Raw genomic sequence first — 16388 nt, 5'->3', positions numbered from 1 at the left:
AACTGGAGGAATATATGAATATCGATAATTTGATTTTTGATTACGGCTGGAGAAAGCCAATCAATCTAACTTTTGAAAATAAAAAAGTTAATATTGAATTGGTTTTTAATGCTTATGATGACGAGCAAGTCAGTGTCGAGCAAATGAATGCCTATGAAGATTTTATTAATCATCAAAATAGGTACGAAAATAAAGCCAATGAGCTACTATCGGATTTTGTAACCCAAAATCAGATTGATAATTATGATGTTAAAGCAAAAACTTTATATTTTAATCGCGATGGTGAGTTTGCACTATTATGTGATTGTTCTTGGGATATTGAACATGGGATTGCCATTATCTTATCGCCAAAACAACTTGTCATCACACAAGATGATTTTTTATAACAATACAAATCCATTAAAACAACTCCTTGGCAATCCAAAAAAACAAGCACCCAAATTGAGTGCTTGTTTTAACTCACTTCAACATCACAAACCCAGCCAGCTCCAACAGCGGACTTGGCAAAATACCCAGCACGATGACAATGGCGGTGACAAACAGCACCATCACGCCCCCTGCTTTGATACCCCAATGTGGATTAGCATCAAATTCTAGGTGTGCTTTGGGCTTTTGGTAAAGAGCTACCAAGACTTTTAGATAATAATATAATCCAATTGCCGAACCTGCAATCATCAGCCCTGCCAGATAAAACCTCATACCCTGTACCGCACCAAAAATCACAGTAAACTTGGTGATAAATCCAGCAGTAGCAGGAATGCCAGCCATTGACAACAACATGACGGTCAGCACCGCTGTCAGTACAGGGCGATGCCAAAATAGCCCCTGATAAAAACGCAAATCATCTGCCTCACCACTCACAGAAGTATGCCCACGCTCACGATAAGGGCTTGACATCAGAGCAATCACACCAAACGCCCCCACCGAAGTTAGCGCATAAATTGCCATATACATACTGATAATACCAGCACTGCCCTCACCCAAACCAACCAATGCCACCAGCACATAACCCATGTGAGCAACTGATGAGTAGGCAAACAAGCGTTTTAAGTTGTTTTGATGAATAGCCAGCACATTACCAAACACAATTGACAATACCACCATAACCACAAGAGTCTTCTCCACAGACGGCATGACTGGTATGGCACTCATTGCAAAAAAACGTACTGCCAAAGCCATCATCGCCACCTTACTCACACTGGCCAAAAATGCAGAAATGGGAGTAGGTGAACCCTCATAAACATCAGAAACCCATGAATGAAAAGGAGCTACTGACAGTTTAAAAGCGATTGCCATCAACATCATGACACCACCTACAATCATGAGTGGTAAAACAGTTTGGCGTTCAAGGATTGCTTTGGCAATACTTGCAAAGTCAAGTGTGCCCAAACTTGCATAAATAAATGCCATGCCCAAAAGTAATGTGGCAGAAGCGGCGGCAGACAATATTAAGTATTTTAGACCAGCTTCTAGCGAACGGGCTCGCAAAAAAGTATAGGCAAGCATACCATACATCGGCACAGATAACAGTTCAAGCGACATAAAAAATGATGCTAAATGCACTGATGATGTCATCATCATTGCACCAAGCGTGCTAATAAGCATAAGCAAATATAGCTCTTCTTTATGGTCTTTTAAAGTTTCAAAGTACCCATAAGCCAATGTACAGCAAGCCAAAGATGAAATGAGTATCACACCCATATTAAAATGAGCAAAACCATCAATGGCAAATAGCGTGTTTTTAAGTGGTACAACTTCCCAAACGCCAAATGCCTGCACCAGCAATATGATAAAAGCAGTATTTAAACCAACCACTGACAAAGTTGCCGACCAAAAATGTGAACGCTTAAAGGCAATGGCAAGCATAACTACCAATACCGTCAATGCCACCACCATCATGGGGGCAAAGGATAACAAATTTTCAATACCGTGCATTATTGTCCCCCTGCTGATGTATGAGAAAAGGTTGCTTGGTCATGGTCATGATGATTGTGTCCATGATGTTCGTGGTGATGATCGTGTGCATGGTGTTTGGCATGTTGATAATCTGCCATATTACCCTCAATCAGACGAATACCATAACGTGTTTGACCTTCTTTGACGTGATGTGCATAGGCTTGCGAAATCCAACTCATGGCATTATTTGAGGCATGAAGTACAGGCGTGGGATACAAACCAAGCCACACTAAGCCACCCACCAACACCACCAAAAGACTGATTTCACGTTTACCCAAATCTTTAAGATGACCGCCATTGGCTTTAGCAAGCTGTGGGGCGGTGTTTTCACCAAAAAGCACTCGATGAATCAAAATCAGCGAATACAATCCCCCAAACACAAGACTTACCGTAATCAGCACGACAATCACAGGATACTGCTTAAACGACCCCATCAAAATCAAAAACTCACCGATGAAGTTACCAGTCCCCGGAATACCCAAGAGTGCCGAACAAAAGAACATCAAAAGCGGTGCAAGGTATCTAAACTGCCCCCACATTCCGCCCATTAGGGTCATATCACGAGTATGTAGGCGTTCATAAACCTGCCCTGCCATGATAAATAACCCTGCTGAGGACAACCCATGTGCCAACATCTGTACCATCAACCCCTGTAACGAGACAATGTTGCCTGCATAAATGGCAAGCAGCACAAAGCCCATATGAGAAATGGAAGTATAAGCAAGCAGCCGTTTGATGTCAGTTTGGGCAAATGCCAAAAACGCCCCATAAAACACCCCAATCAAACCCAAAATAATGGCAATCGGTGCAAACTCTGCTGACGCTGTTGGAAAGAGCGGAATGACAAAACGCAACAAGCCAAAGGCGGCGGTCTTAATCAAAATCCCTGCCAAATCCACCGAACCTGCCGTTGGTGCTTGGGCGTGGGCATCAGGTAGCCAGCCGTGCAAAGGAAAGACAGGCAATTTGACTGCAAAGCCAATAAAGAACAGGAGCATGATGGCATATTCGTATTTACCCAAATTAAGCCCCAAAAGGTCATGATAAGCAAAACTTAATACACCTGTTTGGCTAAAATGAATGATGACGAGCATCAAAATACCAATGAGCATGATAAGCCCAGAGGCTTGGGTATAAATAAAAAATTTCTTGGCGGCATATTCTTTGGTTTTGCCACTGGTGGCGTTATGCCCCCACAAAGCAATCAAAAAGAAAATGGGGAGTAGCATGAGTTCCCAAAAGAAAAAGAACAAGAACAAGTCTATCGCCAAAAAGACGCCGATGACCCCACCCAAGCTCCATAGAAGATTGAGATGAAAAAAGCCAACACGATGACGAATCTCACCCCACGAACAGCCGACCGCCATCACTCCCAAAAAGGCAGTCAAAGCAATCATGAGTAAAGACAAGCCGTCCATCGCCAGATGAAAGTTAATACCCAACGAACCAATCCAAGGCACGACAAACTGTGCCAACCATGGCAAGTTTTCTTTGTCTGCCATGCCATCTGTGGCAATAAGCTGAGTAAAATCGCCTTGTTGCCACAACACCACGCTGATACCAAATGTAATCAGCATGGCAAATAACGCTATCCAGCGTGGTAATTTATCACTTACTTTTTCAATCAGCCAACATAAAAATCCCGCCATAAAAGGAATGGCAATCAATGTCGGCAAAAGCCAATTTTGTTCTGTCATGTCATTTCACCATCATCATCGCCAATACTAAAATCACACCAAGCCCTAGCCCAAAACTGATTGCGTGGCTTGATAGTAGCCCAGTTTGTGTTTTGGTCAAAAGACGATTGCCTACGCTGGCAAGGGCTGGCAAAATGCCCCAAATCTTATCCACAGGGTCATTTTTGATAAATTGACAAATTGCCAAAAACGGCTTAACAAACACCAAATCATACAAAGCATCAAAGCCCAAGCCATTATAGCACCAATAATACACCGCACCGCCTAGGCTTGTTTGTTTAAATTTGCCCAACATTTGACCTTTATTTAAAGCGAACAAGAACCAACCGACAAGCAAACCAAACGCTGTCGCCCCCACCGCAATGATTTCAGCGGTGTGCTTACCCTCGTGAAGGCTACTGCCCACACTTGCAGGCAAGACATCGGCAAGCGGTGGGTGAATGAGTGCCCCAATGCCTGTTGAAAGAATCAGCAAGACCGCCAACGGCAAAGCATAGCTCATACCGCTAAGTTTGCCAGCGTGATGATTTTCTTGTCCAAAAAAGGTAATCCAAATCATACGAAAGGTGTAAACAGCCGTCAAAAACGCCCCAAACACGCCTGCCCAAAAGAGCCCAAAATTGCCTGTGGCATAAGTCTCCCAAATGATGGCCTCTTTGGAATAAAAACCGACCGTGATAAATGGCAAGGCTACGAGTGCCCCACCACCGACCACAAACGACCAAAACACCAAGGGAATGCGTTTACGAAGTCCGCCCATCTTAAAGATGTTTTGTTCGTGGTGCATTGAGACAATCACCGCCCCACTGGCTAGGAACAACAAGGCTTTAAAGAAAGCGTGCGTCATCAAATGGAAAATCGCCACCTGCCACGCTCCAACGCCCAACGCCATAAACATCATTCCAAGCTGGCTCATTGTAGAATATGCCAAAATACGCTTAATGTCAGTCTGTGCCATTGCACAAAAAGAAGCCACCAGCATTGACAACGCCCCCACACCGCCAACCGTGTACAAAAGTACATCAGGCGTTAGCACAAACAAAGGGTGCATACGGGCAATCAAATACACGCCTGCCGTTACCATTGTCGCAGCGTGAATGAGTGCCGAAACAGGGGTAGGACCTGCCATCGCATCGGCAAGCCAAGTATGCAAAGGAATTTGAGCCGATTTACCAAACGCCCCACCAATGAGCATAAACACCGCCAGCATTAGCAAAGGGTCATTGACAGCAAAGGTGTCGCCCACACGGGTGTTAATGGCACTCATATCCAGCGTACCAAACACCACAAACAGCACAAACAGCCCAATCGCCAAAAACACATCGCCCACACGAGTTACCGTAAAGGCTTTCATCGCTGCCCGCCCGTTGGCACGATTGTCATAATAATAGCCAATCAAAAGATACGAACAAATGCCCACGCCTTCCCAGCCAAGATACATCAAAAGCAGGTTGTTGGCAAGCACCAAAATCAGCATACTGGCAACAAACAAATTTAAATAGCTAAAAAAGCGGTTAAAATGAGCCTCGCCGTCCATATACCAACTAGCAAATAGATGTATCAAAAAGCCCACACCTGTAATGATAAGCATCATCGTCAAAGACAAGCCGTCCAAATACAAGGCAAAATCCGACTTAAAGTCGCCCACGCTAATCCAAGTCCAAAGATGTTGGGTCAAGGACTTTTGTCCGCTTTGCAAAAAACTTAGACCGCTTATCAGTGCCGACAAAAACGACAAACCCAGCGAGCCTACGCCCACGACGGTTGCCAATTTTTGTGAAAGTTTGTCCCTTAAAATTGCCAAAATCAAAAAGCCAATCAAGGGAAATAAAATTGTCATAAAAAGCATTGTTATCCCCTTAGCTCATTGGCATTATGAACATCAAGATTTTTAAAGCGATGATAAAATTGGAGCAAAATGGCAAGCCCAATCGCCGCCTCTGCTGCCGCCAAAGTCAAGGTCAAAATAAACATCACTTGACCATCAGGCGACCCCCAAATATTACCCCCCACCACAAAGGCAAGGGCGGCGGAGTTCATCATAATTTCTAAGCTCATCAGCATAAACAGCACATTTTTTCGTGCCATCACACCCATCAAACCAATGACAAACAAAATCCCTGCAAGGATAAGTCCGTGATGAGCTGGCACGCCCAAAGAGCTTGCCGTTTGTACCACTTCGTGAGCAAAAGGAGCATTTAATCCAGCACTCATCACACACCCCCTTCTTCTGCTAACTCTTGGGTGTGGCTTTCATTTTCATCATCAAGGGCTTTTTTACCCAAGTGATAGGCTGCCACCAACGCCCCCAAAAGCAAAAATGCCGCCATCTCTACAATCAGCACATATTGACCAAACAAGGCAATACCCACCTCTTTGGCAGATACACCGGTGTCTTGCAAATACACCGTCTGACCAAACTCGCCTGTGGGAATAAGCAGACCGACCATTACCGCCCCAATGATGAGGGTTAGGCATACAGGCGTTGCCCACGCAGAGGCTGATAACCACGCCTTTTCTTGGCTGGTGTCTTGACCTAAGTTTAACATCATAATCACAAACACAAACAAGACCAAAATCGCCCCTGCATAGACAATCATTTCTAGCATTCCTGCAAAAGGAGCTCCTAAGATAAAGAAAATCCCCGCCACCGCCAACAGCGAGACGATCAAGGACAAAATGGCGTGAACAGGATTTGCGTGCGTAACCGTTCTAAGGCTGGCAAAAATCGCCACCAAACCCAGCACATAAAAGCCGACCGCATCGCCATTGCCCAACACTTTGTTTAATAAATCAATCACGGCAACAAACTCCGTACATCAATAGGCGTGCTTTCAGACTCGTGCGAGCCTTTGGGCTTGCCGTCTGTTGCCATACCTGTTACACGGTAATAATTATAGTCTGGATATTTGCCAGTGCCACTGATGAGCAAATGCTCTTTTTCGTACAAAAGATTTTGGCGGTTATATTCGCCAAGCTCAAAATCAGGGGTTAGTTGAATGGCGGTGGTTGGACACGCCTCTTCGCACATTCCACAAAACACACAACGAGAAAAGTTGATTTGGAAAAATTGTGGATACCAACGCCCATCTTCTCGCTCCGCCTTTTGTAAGCTGATACAGCCCACAGGACAAGCTACCGCACATAGGTTGCACGCCACACAGCGTTCATCGCCATCTGGGTCTCGTGTTAGGACAATCCGCCCACGAAATCTGGGCGGTACAATCTCACTTGCAGGTACTTCTGGATAAAGTATCGTGTCTCTTTTTCGTGTGGCGTGGGTGTTTACCATCCACATTGAGCGGACGATACTAGCCAAGCCAACTGCTGTATTTTTTAGAGCTGTTATCATCTTACGCTCCTTGTGTTAATAAAATGACAAATGCCGTTAGCAAAAGATTTACAAGCGTAACAGGCAAACAAATTTTCCAACCAAAATTCATCACTTGGTCGTATCTAGGACGCATCAAAGACCCCCTTGCCAAGACAAATAAAGTCATAAAAAACAAGGTCTTAATAGCAAACCAAAAAAAGTGTGGCGAAGTTAGGTTAAACGGAGCAAGCCAGCCCCCAAAAAACAAGGTCGTCATCAAGGCACTAATCACCACGACATTGACATACTCGCCAATAAAGAACATACCAAATTTCATACCAGAGTATTCCACGTGGTAGCCTTCGGCAAGCTCTTGCTCGGCTTCTGGCTGGTCAAAGGGGTGTCTGTGCGTAACCGCCACCCCTGCCACCACAAAACATAAAAAGCCAAAAAACTGTGGCACGACATTCCAAAGAGTCGTTTGGGCTTCTACAATGTCTCTTAGGTTAAATGAGCCTGCCTGTGCCACAACGCCCATTAAGGATAAACCCAAAAACACTTCATAGCTAATGGTCTGTGCCGATGAACGCAGTCCACCCAAAAGCGAAAACTTGTTGGCAGAAGCCCAACCACCAAACATCACCGCATAGACCGCAAGACCTGCCATTGCAAAGAAAAACAGCAAACCCACATTCCAATCGCTTGCTCCCAAACTTGGGCTAAGTGGAATGATGGCAAAACTTGCAAGGGCGGTAAACATCGCAATCGCTGGGGCTAGGGTAAACATAAATTTGTCGGCAAATTTGGGCGTCCAATCTTCTTTAAAAAAGATTTTGAGCATATCGGCAACCAGTTGTAGTGAGCCTTGCCAGCCGACACGGTTTGGGCCGTAGCGGTCTTGCCATAGACCAAGCATTCGTCTTTCGTACGGTATCATCAAGGCTGCTGTGATGACCAAGCCCAAAAAAATCACCACCGCCTGCACCGCCAAAAACAAGAAAGACCACGCCTCAAAAGAAAGCAAATTTGCCAAAAAAGACGGCACATCTGGAATAATTCTAATCATCGTGATACCCCCACCGCTGGTTTGCTTGTTTGCTGGCTTTGATTGTTAAAGGTGTGTACAAGTCCGCCTGTATTGGTTAGGCTAATGCTGTCCATTACTTGCCCCTCTATCGCCTTGACCCTTCTTTGATAAACAGGCTCAAAAATCTCGCCAGATTCTACCTTTTTAACGCTGGCTGGCAAATACGGCACAAACAACACTTGTCCAGCAGGATAGCCAATACAACCGTCCGCCAAGTAGTCGGTTAGGCAAACTGGCAAAATCACCGCCTTATCGTTTTGGCTAATTTCCAACAAATCGCCCTCTTTTAGCCCCCACGCTTTGGCATCCTCATCGCCAATCGTCCAACTGGCTTGTTTGATTTGACTTGCCACGACAGGACTTGATGAAATTAGGGCATTTGATGAAAACAGGTTAAAGATTGGCACCAGTTTGGCACGATTTTCGGATAAACTTGACCCCAACGCCTTGCCCATCGCCACAAAGCCATAAGAATGATTTAGGCGTGGTAAATGGTCAAACAAACGAATGCCAACATCACCGCCCTTTAACTTACCACCCAAAGTCTCTTGGAATTTATTCCACGCTTGCGGTGAGTTCCAGCCTGCCGACCACGCAAAAGGCGTGGCGGAGCTTGGTGTTTTGTCGCCAACATAGCCCTCCATTGAAAAGGTCAAGGCACTATCCCTATCTTTGGGCTGCATTGGTTCGTGAATGGAGAGTTTGGCACGCAATGAAGTACGCCCAGAATAACGGCGTGGCTCACGGGCGATTTTTAGCCCTGTGATGCGATAATCAGAATTTGGGGCAACTTCCTTAATCAGTGCCAACTCTGGATAAGCAGCGACAAGCTCATCAATCACTTCATCAAGGTGGGCAAAATGGGGAATGCCGTCCAGCTCATTTGCCATCGCCCCAAGCCATCGCCAAGAATCCTTAATGTCAGAAGTAGGCAAATAATACTTTTTGTCATAGGCTGCAAAGAATCGCCCTGCTCGCCCTTCTGCCGACACCACCGTGCCATCGGACTCGCTAAATGCCCCAACCGACAACACAAGGCTTGCTTTGTCGTGCCAATCATAGTGTTGATGGTCAAGGACGATGACTTCTTTGTTTAAAAGTGTCGCCAATGCCCCATCAGACAAGGCGGATAGGTCATTTTCAAGCACGATGGCAACTTCATAATCGCTTGCCAAACTCTCTTCTAAGGACTTGCCACCAAGCATTGCCACACCAACGCTGTTGACCTCTGGCAAAGTTAGGTAAACGCCTGTTTTGCTAAGGTAGTTGGTATTGGCAGTTAAGGGTTTTTCTTTTAATTCTTCGCCCTCGCCCAAAGTCTTGGCAAGTTCATCAAGACGAGCATTGTGGGCATTGACTTTGGCAAGTTCATTAGCATAAATGGCTTGGCGTTTGGCGGTCAAGTTTTGGCAAATATAGCCTGTTGCTTGCACCAAACACACCGACGACAAAGAAGTACCAGACACCACAAGCGGACGATTTGCCACCAGCAAATCATAGGCAATTTGCCCTGCCAATTGGCTCATCATCGTTTCGTCATCTTGTGCATTACTATCTTCTAAGTTCTTGATAAACTTAGCATAATGTTCGTTTAATTGTGCCAAATTCTCTGGCGACTTGGCAATCATTTGCCCCACCATAAAGCCAAGCCGTGCAAGGTCGTTAATATCCGCCACCACAGGTACTTTGGCAATGTCGGACAGTTTGGTATCGCACACCGAAGCGACATAAATGGGGCTGTACGCCTCCTGCCCAATGCGTTTGACAGGTTCAGCCAGCCAATGCTCGGTGCGTAGAGCCGTTGCCATTGATTTGGCTTTGTTCTTGCTGGCTTGGCGAACGGCAAGGGCGACACGGCTTGCCGTTTGGGTAATGTCTTCACCAAGCACAAACACACAGTCGGCACTTTCAATTTGACCGATGGAAAGATTATCCACCGCTTGATGGCGAATGAGTGCTAGGGCTTCACCCACCAATTTGGCACTGTGAGCCGTTTGCCCTGTGCTATAATAATCGCTCCCAACCAGTTGTTTTAGGGCAAAATTACTCTCCAAACTTGCCATTGGTGAGCCAATGCCAATCACTTTTTTACCCTTTAAAATTGCCACCGCCTTATCAAGGGCAACATCAGCATTTAGGTTAATCGCCTTGCCATTCACATTTTCCAACGGTTGTAAGGGTCGGTCGGCACGATTAACATAGCCATAACCAAACCGCCCTTTATCACATAGGAAATAACCATTGACATCAGGATTATAGCGGTTTTCAATACGGCGTAATTCACCGTAGCGTTCCCCTGCCGAAATACTGCACCCTGTACTACACCCTTGACAGATAGAAGGGGCGTACTGCATATCCCATTTACGGTTGTAGCGGTCAGAGTGGGTTTTGTCGGTAAAGACCCCTGTGGGGCAGACTTCGGTTAAGTTACCGCTAAATTCGCTTTCAAATTGACCGCTCTCTTCTCGCCCAAAATAGACACGGTTATTGGACGCATACACGCCAAAATCCGTCCCACCTGCATAATCCTTATAAAAGCGTACACAGCGATAACAGGCAATACAGCGGTTCATTTCGTGATTGATAAACGCCCCTAAGTCTTGGTTGTGGTGGGTGCGTTTGGTAAAGCGGTAGCGTCTTTGACGATGTCCTGACATATAAGTCATATCTTGCAAATGACAATGACCGCCCTCTTCACAAGTGGGGCAATCGTGGGGGTGGTTGGTCATCAAGTATTCCACAATTCTTTTGCGAAATTCCTTAGCCTCCGTATCGTCCACCGAAATGTACATATCGTTGGTAGGGGCGACCATACAGCTCATCACAAGGCGACCACGCCCAGCTTTCATATCTTCTTCGTTATTAAACTGCTTGACCGCACATTGACGGCACGACCCCACCGACCCCAAAGCTGGGTGATAACAAAAATAAGGCACATCAATGCCCAAAGACAAACACGCCGATAACAGATTGTCCGTGCCGTCCACTTCATAGCTTTTGCCGTCTATATGAATGACCGCCATTATGCACGCTCCTGTTCGTTAGTGATTTTAGCTTCAATCAATTTTGCTTCAAATTCTGGACGAAAATATCTAAGTGCCGACATCAACGGCTCCATCGCCCCTGGGGCGTGAGCACAAAAGGTTTTGCCAAGCCATAAATCTTTGGTAAGCTCGCTTAGTTTTTCAATATCGCCTGCCTGCCCCTGCCCCTTATCAAGGCTATCTAAGATTTTAACCCCCCACGGCAGACCATCACGGCAGGGCGTACACCAGCCACAGCTTTCACGCTGAAAGAATTTTTGTAGATTGTGCGACAGACTTACCATATCTTGGGTTTCGTCCACCACCATCATCAAACAAGTGCCAAGCCGTGAGCCTGCTTTCATAATCGGGTCAAAGTCCATCACAAGGTCAAGGTGTTCATCGCTTGCGGTCAAAAAGTCGGTACTTGCTCCCCCGGGTAGCCACGCTTTTAATTTCAAGCCATCTTGCATACCGCCTGCCAATTCTATAATCTCTCGTGCGGTATAACCAAAAGGTAGCTCCCAAAGACCTGCGTCCTTGACACGACCACTACACCCCATAATCTTAGTACCGGGGGTCTCGCTCTTACCCTTAATCTTAGCAAGGTCAAGATACCACTCTACCCCATTTAACAAAATGGCGGACATATTATTGAGTGTTTCTACATTATTAACCACCGTTGGGCGACCCCACGCCCCAGAGACTTGCGGAAATGGTGGTTTGGTGCGTGGATTGGCTCGTCTGCCTTCTAAGCAGTTAATCAGTGCCGTCTCTTCGCCACAAATATATCGCCCTGCCCCTGTGTGAATGTGTAGCTCAAATTTAAAATCCGTGCCAAGAATGTTCTCACCCAAAAGGTTATTTGCGATACACTCGTCCACCGCCTTTTGCAAACGCTCGGCAGCCAAAATATACTCGCCACGGATAAAAATATACCCAACACTTGCCCCAATGGCATAAGCAGAGATGAGCATACCTTCAATCAACTGAAACGGCAAACGCTCCATCAAAAGGCGGTCTTTAAAAGTACCCGGCTCCATCTCATCGGCATTACAAATCAGATAGCGAACACCGCCATCAGGTGGGGTCATAAAGGTCCATTTTAACCCTGCGTTAAAGCCAGCACCGCCTCGCCCACGCACATTGGCGGTCTTTATCATCTCACCCACTTCTTTTGGGGTTTTGGCTAGGGCGTTTTTTAAGCCCTTAAAGCCGTCCAGTTTTTCATAATCGGCTAAATTTAACACCGCATCGTGGTGGTATAACCGCCAAGTTAAGGGGTGGGTGAGACTGGTGGGGGCTTGTCCTTCTGCCAGTCCCACGCCCCAAATGGGTGTTTTTTGGCGGTTTAGCTGGCTTGGGGCAAGTCCACTAAGGCGAGCCTGTATCTGGCTTTTTAAGTCCGCTTTGTTGGTTATTTCATTATAAATCATTGATATTGCTCCAATAAATAAGCAACTTCACTTGGCAGTACAGGACCATAAGTGTCCTCATCTATCAGCACGCTTGCCCCCTTATCACAGTTGCCCAAACAGCAAATCGGCAAAAGCGTAAATCGTCCATCAGGCGTGGTTTGCCCATAGTCAATGCCAAGCTCTTTTTTGAAGGCATCGGCTAACTCTTCATAGCCGTTTAAATAACAGGCAATGCTATCACAAATCAAAATGATATGGCGACCGACTTTTTGGCGATAAATGCGGTTAAAAAAGGTTGCCACGCCCTCTACATCAGCAATCGGAATGTTGAGCATATAGGCAATGGCGGCGACTTGTTCATCATTGACCCAGCCGTTGCGTTTTTGGACGAGCTTTAAGGCATCAAGCACCGCCGCCCGAGCCTGTGGATAATGATGAATGTGATGATGAATGCCGTCTATTTCGTCAGGCGTTAAAATCGTCTCAATGGCGACTTTGGGGGTTTTGTCGGTTACGATTTTCATAAAGTTACCTTGCTTGCTAGTCTATTGCCCTGCTTGGTGGGGCGGACTGGCTATTTTTTGATTTATCAATGTAAGTAAACGCTACTCTTAATAATCATTCTCAAATTTACTTAAATTGGCAAACCACTTTTGCGGTGCGTATTATACACGATTTTTGGGCGGATTTGTGGGGTGTTGGGTTGCTTATGATGTTATCAAGATTGAGTTTTGTTTTTTGTTTTGATTTGGGCGTAAGGTGCGTAACACACACCCTTATTTATCCCAAACCCAAACTTGTTCACTTTCCAACTTTTTCAATCACATAACCCAACTCTTTTGCACGGTTAATAAAATTATCAATATTACCCACACCCCATTGGTTACAAACAACCACTTTATCGCCATTATTTAAAGCAATAATTTGATTGTCATTTCTAAAATATCTCATCATTAAACTTGGATTATTTTTTAATTCCGACAACAACGTTACAACATCAAATCTTGGTTGCAAAGTTGATGGAAATTTATTTTGCAAATCAGCAATATCAATAACATTATTATTTTTACAATAATGAGTCACCACTTCCAAAACCAAACGCCCTTTACCAAATTCATCGCCATTAAATTGATATTTACTAAAATCTTTATTACTTTGGCGTTTAGTTTCTTGGTCTGATTGTTGTTTTTCTCTTAATGTCATTTGGTATTCTTGGACTTCTTTTACAGGAATAATGGTATCAATATCCCATAATGTTTGTCCATTAAATTCATAAGGTTCAATTTTGACACATTGAATGTCCAAACCTTGTTCATTTAACCATATGACGCAATTTGTAATTTCTGGCGAAAAATCTTGATTAACCAGCATAATACGAACATTAGCATTATTAACTTCTATCTTATCAAGATATTCTTTTCCCAAAAATTCAATCAATTCTTGCTCAGCTTGGTCTTTTTCTTGCTGAATAAATTCACTGCGATATTCAATGAGTTTTTCAATGGTTAATAATCTTGCCATAGACGCATAACGAATGGCTTGCAAATCCATATGAAAACCATCGGTATCTCGTTTAAATTCAATAACAACAATTTTCCCTTCTTTATCTATTGCCAATACATCTAAGTGCTTTTGGGTTTCTTGACACAAATTAAGTTCTTCGCCAATTACAAATAAAGGTTCACCCAAAATATCTGGGTTATTTTTTACAACATCTTGAATGTCTTTTTCTTTGATGCCAATTTTTTTAAACTCTCGTTTAATTAAAGGCTTAATATTTTGACGATTAACATCAACTGCATAGATACCCATATGAAACCCCTAATTTAAAAATGTCAACACTGGTGCGTAATACACACCTTACGATTAAGCATTCCCAAATCAATAGAAATTAACGGCAAAAAATGGTCTTTTAACCAAGATTGATGTTCTACAAAAATCGTATCAATATTTGGAAATGGGGTTAAATATTCGTTTAATTCAGTAATGTCTTCAAAACTAGGTAAAATGGTGTTCATTGTTAATCCTTATTTAAGTAACTTTGAGTTAATAATTTCTTTAATTCATTTTCCGTTGGCAAATAAGGTAAATATTTGGCGGAAAATAACTGTTTTTGCTCCGCCAATATGGAATATTTTACCACCGCTTCACTTTTTTCGCTACACAATACCAAGCCAATGGTAGGATTATCATCATTGCCTTTATACTGGCTATCAAATAGACGAACATAAGTATCCATTTGCCCAATGTCTTGATGTTTTAATTTACCCAGTTTTAAATCAATGAGCAAAAAGCATTTTAATTTAAAATTATAAAACACCAAATCAATATAAAACTCTTCATCATCAAAACTAATGCGTTTTTGCCGTTCTACAAAAGCAAAACCTTTGCCAAGTTCTAATAAAAACTTTTGAATGTCGCTAATAATCGCCTGTTCTATATCACTTTCTTGATAACTTTCACTGTTTAGATTTAAAAAATCCAAAATATAAGGATCTCTTAAATAATGATGAATGCTGTCTTGATTTTCTAGGATTTTATGATTGGCTTCATCAATCACACTTTGGTTATTTTGCCCCTTAATTTGACTTGCCAGTAGCCGTTCATAATACAACACACTAATTTGTCGCTCTAAGGCTCGCACGCTCCAATTTTGGCTAATGGCTTCATTCATATACCAAAGGCGAGCATCTGTATTTTCCACACGAATTAGGGCAACATAATGCGACCAACTCAATTTAGGCGACAGTGTCGCCTGATTTGGAAAAGTGATATAAAACAACCGCATACGGCGTAAATTTGTCGCTTCAAAGCCACGCCCAAACCGTTTAGTTAATTGCACCGATAAAGTTTGTAATTGAGCCTTGCCATATTCGGCACGAGCATTGCCATTTTGTTCAAATTCTACAATAATTTGTCCAATTTGCCAATAACAAGCAACCATTGCTGTATTCACCGCCTGTTTTGTCATTAGGCGACTTTGTTCAATCACATCGCTGATTTGATTTAATAAGGGCAAATTTAAATCAGACATTCAACTTATTCCACCGCCATTTCATAATTCACCCAATCATTATTTTGTTTTGCCCCAAGTCGTTCATAAAATTTCATTCCCCTTTCATTCCAAGGAGCGACTGTCCATTTAATGGCAGAACAATCATTTTCTTTGGCTTGTTTCTTTAATTCAAGCATTAGTTTTTCGCCCACTTTTTGATTTCTATAATCCTCTTTGACATATAATTCTTTCATATAAATATTGGGACGGTTTTGAGCGGTATAAGGCAAAAAATAATAAACCAGCATTCCTGCAATGACCCCATTATCGTCTGCCACCAGACAATAAAAGTCCTGATTATCAATCGCCCTTTGTTTGACAATATCAGGAGTAATGGCAAAACTGTCAATATATTCTTCAAAAATCGCCAATGCTTTCATCAATTCAAAAGTTTGGGGAATGTCATTTTCACTCATAAAACGGATTTGCATTTTTTATCCCAACTTCTTAAAACCATCTAAACATAACAACTAATCTCAATCAAATTACCATCAGGGTCATTGATATAAATAGAGTGGATTTTGCCCACTGCCCCTGTGCGTGGCACAATGCCGTCAATGATGGCGATATTTTTTGATTGCAAAAACTTCATCACTTCATCAAGCGGTGTATCGGTCAAAAGACACAAATCCGCCGTACCGCAGTCGGCATTGGTGGCATTGGGTTTAATCTCTTGTCCCTTTTGGTGCAGATTGATTTTTTGTGAGCCAAATTGTAGGGCTTTGCGACCCTCGCCAAAGCTAATTTCTTGCATTCCCAAAATATTTACATAAAAATCAATCGTTTTGGCAATATCAGCAACGGTCAAAACCAAATGGTCAAGGGCGGTGATATTCATT

Annotated in this window: 16 protein-coding genes; 1 reads left to right on the top strand and 15 read right to left on the bottom strand. The window is 43.6% G+C overall.

Annotated elements, in window-relative coordinates; all coding sequences use genetic code 11:
• Positions 1-14: 14 nt before the first annotated feature.
• A complete protein-coding gene (locus tag MOB01S_RS05485) occupies positions 15-386 on the top strand; it encodes a DUF6985 domain-containing protein (RefSeq protein WP_066802464.1) in 372 nt (123 codons plus the stop codon).
• A gap of 73 nt (positions 387-459) precedes the next feature.
• Here MOB01S_RS05485 and MOB01S_RS05480 read toward each other — a convergent pair whose 3' ends face one another.
• The 15 genes from MOB01S_RS05480 to MOB01S_RS05410 all read right to left on the bottom strand — a co-directional run bounded on the left by MOB01S_RS05480 (position 460) and on the right by MOB01S_RS05410 (position 16387).
• Positions 460-1935 carry an NADH-quinone oxidoreductase subunit N gene (locus MOB01S_RS05480; RefSeq protein ID WP_066802462.1) on the bottom strand — a complete coding sequence of 492 codons (1476 nt, stop codon included), beginning with the start codon at positions 1933-1935 and terminating at the stop codon, positions 460-462.
• Complete coding sequence (gene nuoM / locus MOB01S_RS05475) at positions 1935-3653, bottom strand: NADH-quinone oxidoreductase subunit M (RefSeq protein WP_066802459.1); 1719 nt, start codon at positions 3651-3653, stop codon at positions 1935-1937. The genes MOB01S_RS05480 and nuoM overlap by 1 nt, the downstream gene beginning before the upstream one ends.
• A 1-nt stretch (position 3654) precedes the next feature.
• Positions 3655-5508 carry an NADH-quinone oxidoreductase subunit L gene (gene nuoL / locus MOB01S_RS05470; RefSeq protein WP_066802456.1) on the bottom strand — a complete coding sequence of 618 codons (1854 nt, stop codon included), beginning with the start codon at positions 5506-5508 and terminating at the stop codon, positions 3655-3657.
• The gene (gene nuoK, locus MOB01S_RS05465; protein ID WP_157073907.1) at positions 5505-5867 is read right to left on the bottom strand and encodes an NADH-quinone oxidoreductase subunit NuoK; all 363 of its coding nucleotides are present in this window, start codon (positions 5865-5867) and stop codon (positions 5505-5507) included. Before nuoK ends, nuoL begins: the two co-directional genes overlap by 4 nt.
• A complete protein-coding gene (gene nuoJ / locus MOB01S_RS05460) occupies positions 5867-6454 on the bottom strand; it encodes an NADH-quinone oxidoreductase subunit J (RefSeq protein WP_066802454.1) in 588 nt (195 codons plus the stop codon). Before nuoJ ends, nuoK begins: the two co-directional genes overlap by 1 nt.
• Positions 6451-7005, bottom strand: a complete 555-nt coding sequence (gene nuoI, locus MOB01S_RS05455; RefSeq protein ID WP_066802452.1) for an NADH-quinone oxidoreductase subunit NuoI — start codon at positions 7003-7005, stop codon at positions 6451-6453. The genes nuoJ and nuoI overlap by 4 nt, the downstream gene beginning before the upstream one ends.
• Position 7006: 1 nt before the next feature.
• Entirely contained in the window at positions 7007-8032 is a 1026-nt protein-coding gene (nuoH, locus tag MOB01S_RS05450; protein WP_084349625.1) for an NADH-quinone oxidoreductase subunit NuoH, read from the bottom strand.
• On the bottom strand, positions 8029-11076 hold the full coding sequence (gene nuoG / locus MOB01S_RS05445; RefSeq protein ID WP_066802449.1) for an NADH-quinone oxidoreductase subunit NuoG: 3048 nt from the start codon (positions 11074-11076) through the stop codon (positions 8029-8031). The genes nuoH and nuoG overlap by 4 nt, the downstream gene beginning before the upstream one ends.
• Positions 11076-12512, bottom strand: a complete 1437-nt coding sequence (gene nuoF / locus MOB01S_RS05440; protein ID WP_066802448.1) for an NADH-quinone oxidoreductase subunit NuoF — start codon at positions 12510-12512, stop codon at positions 11076-11078. Before nuoF ends, nuoG begins: the two co-directional genes overlap by 1 nt.
• Positions 12509-13018 carry an NADH-quinone oxidoreductase subunit NuoE gene (gene nuoE, locus MOB01S_RS05435; protein ID WP_066802447.1) on the bottom strand — a complete coding sequence of 170 codons (510 nt, stop codon included), beginning with the start codon at positions 13016-13018 and terminating at the stop codon, positions 12509-12511. Before nuoE ends, nuoF begins: the two co-directional genes overlap by 4 nt.
• A gap of 277 nt (positions 13019-13295) precedes the next feature.
• The gene (locus tag MOB01S_RS05430; RefSeq protein ID WP_066802446.1) at positions 13296-14306 is read right to left on the bottom strand and encodes a PDDEXK family nuclease; all 1011 of its coding nucleotides are present in this window, start codon (positions 14304-14306) and stop codon (positions 13296-13298) included.
• Between the two features lie 23 nt (positions 14307-14329).
• Entirely contained in the window at positions 14330-14512 is a 183-nt protein-coding gene (locus MOB01S_RS05425) for a hypothetical protein (RefSeq protein WP_066802445.1), read from the bottom strand.
• Between the two features lie 2 nt (positions 14513-14514).
• Positions 14515-15528, bottom strand: a complete 1014-nt coding sequence (locus tag MOB01S_RS05420; RefSeq protein ID WP_066802443.1) for a PDDEXK nuclease domain-containing protein — start codon at positions 15526-15528, stop codon at positions 14515-14517.
• A 5-nt stretch (positions 15529-15533) separates the two neighbouring features.
• A complete protein-coding gene (locus MOB01S_RS05415; RefSeq protein ID WP_066802441.1) occupies positions 15534-15980 on the bottom strand; it encodes a GNAT family N-acetyltransferase in 447 nt (148 codons plus the stop codon).
• A 26-nt stretch (positions 15981-16006) separates the two neighbouring features.
• The gene (locus MOB01S_RS05410; protein ID WP_066802439.1) at positions 16007-16387 is read right to left on the bottom strand and encodes a VOC family protein; all 381 of its coding nucleotides are present in this window, start codon (positions 16385-16387) and stop codon (positions 16007-16009) included.
• Between the last annotated feature and the right edge of the window lies 1 nt (position 16388).

It is taken from the genome of Moraxella oblonga NBRC 102422, assembly GCF_001598275.1.
Lineage (GTDB): Bacteria > Pseudomonadota > Gammaproteobacteria > Pseudomonadales > Moraxellaceae > Moraxella > Moraxella oblonga.
The sequence above is the reverse complement of the archived record's forward strand: the minus strand, read 5'-3'. Positions and strand labels throughout refer to the sequence as shown.

Excerpts from the sequence above, each read along its gene's own strand:
- nuoK (WP_157073907.1), bottom strand. The coding sequence starts at position 5,867 with ATGAGTGCTGGATTAAATGCTCCTTTTGCTCACGAAGTGGTACAAACG.
- nuoF (WP_066802448.1), bottom strand. The coding sequence starts at position 12,512 with ATGATTTATAATGAAATAACCAACAAAGCGGACTTAAAAAGCCAGATA.
- nuoI (WP_066802452.1), bottom strand. The coding sequence starts at position 7,005 with ATGATAACAGCTCTAAAAAATACAGCAGTTGGCTTGGCTAGTATCGTC.
- nuoM (WP_066802459.1), bottom strand. The coding sequence starts at position 3,653 with ATGACAGAACAAAATTGGCTTTTGCCGACATTGATTGCCATTCCTTTT.
- MOB01S_RS05485 (WP_066802464.1), top strand. The coding sequence starts at position 15 with ATGAATATCGATAATTTGATTTTTGATTACGGCTGGAGAAAGCCAATC.
- MOB01S_RS05430 (WP_066802446.1), bottom strand. The coding sequence starts at position 14,306 with ATGGGTATCTATGCAGTTGATGTTAATCGTCAAAATATTAAGCCTTTA.
- nuoE (WP_066802447.1), bottom strand. The coding sequence starts at position 13,018 with ATGAAAATCGTAACCGACAAAACCCCCAAAGTCGCCATTGAGACGATT.
- MOB01S_RS05410 (WP_066802439.1), bottom strand. The coding sequence starts at position 16,387 with ATGAATATCACCGCCCTTGACCATTTGGTTTTGACCGTTGCTGATATT.
- MOB01S_RS05415 (WP_066802441.1), bottom strand. The coding sequence starts at position 15,980 with ATGCAAATCCGTTTTATGAGTGAAAATGACATTCCCCAAACTTTTGAA.
- nuoG (WP_066802449.1), bottom strand. The coding sequence starts at position 11,076 with ATGGCGGTCATTCATATAGACGGCAAAAGCTATGAAGTGGACGGCACG.
- MOB01S_RS05425 (WP_066802445.1), bottom strand. The coding sequence starts at position 14,512 with ATGAACACCATTTTACCTAGTTTTGAAGACATTACTGAATTAAACGAA.
- nuoH (WP_084349625.1), bottom strand. The coding sequence starts at position 8,032 with ATGATTAGAATTATTCCAGATGTGCCGTCTTTTTTGGCAAATTTGCTT.
- MOB01S_RS05420 (WP_066802443.1), bottom strand. The coding sequence starts at position 15,528 with ATGTCTGATTTAAATTTGCCCTTATTAAATCAAATCAGCGATGTGATT.
- MOB01S_RS05480 (WP_066802462.1), bottom strand. The coding sequence starts at position 1,935 with ATGCACGGTATTGAAAATTTGTTATCCTTTGCCCCCATGATGGTGGTG.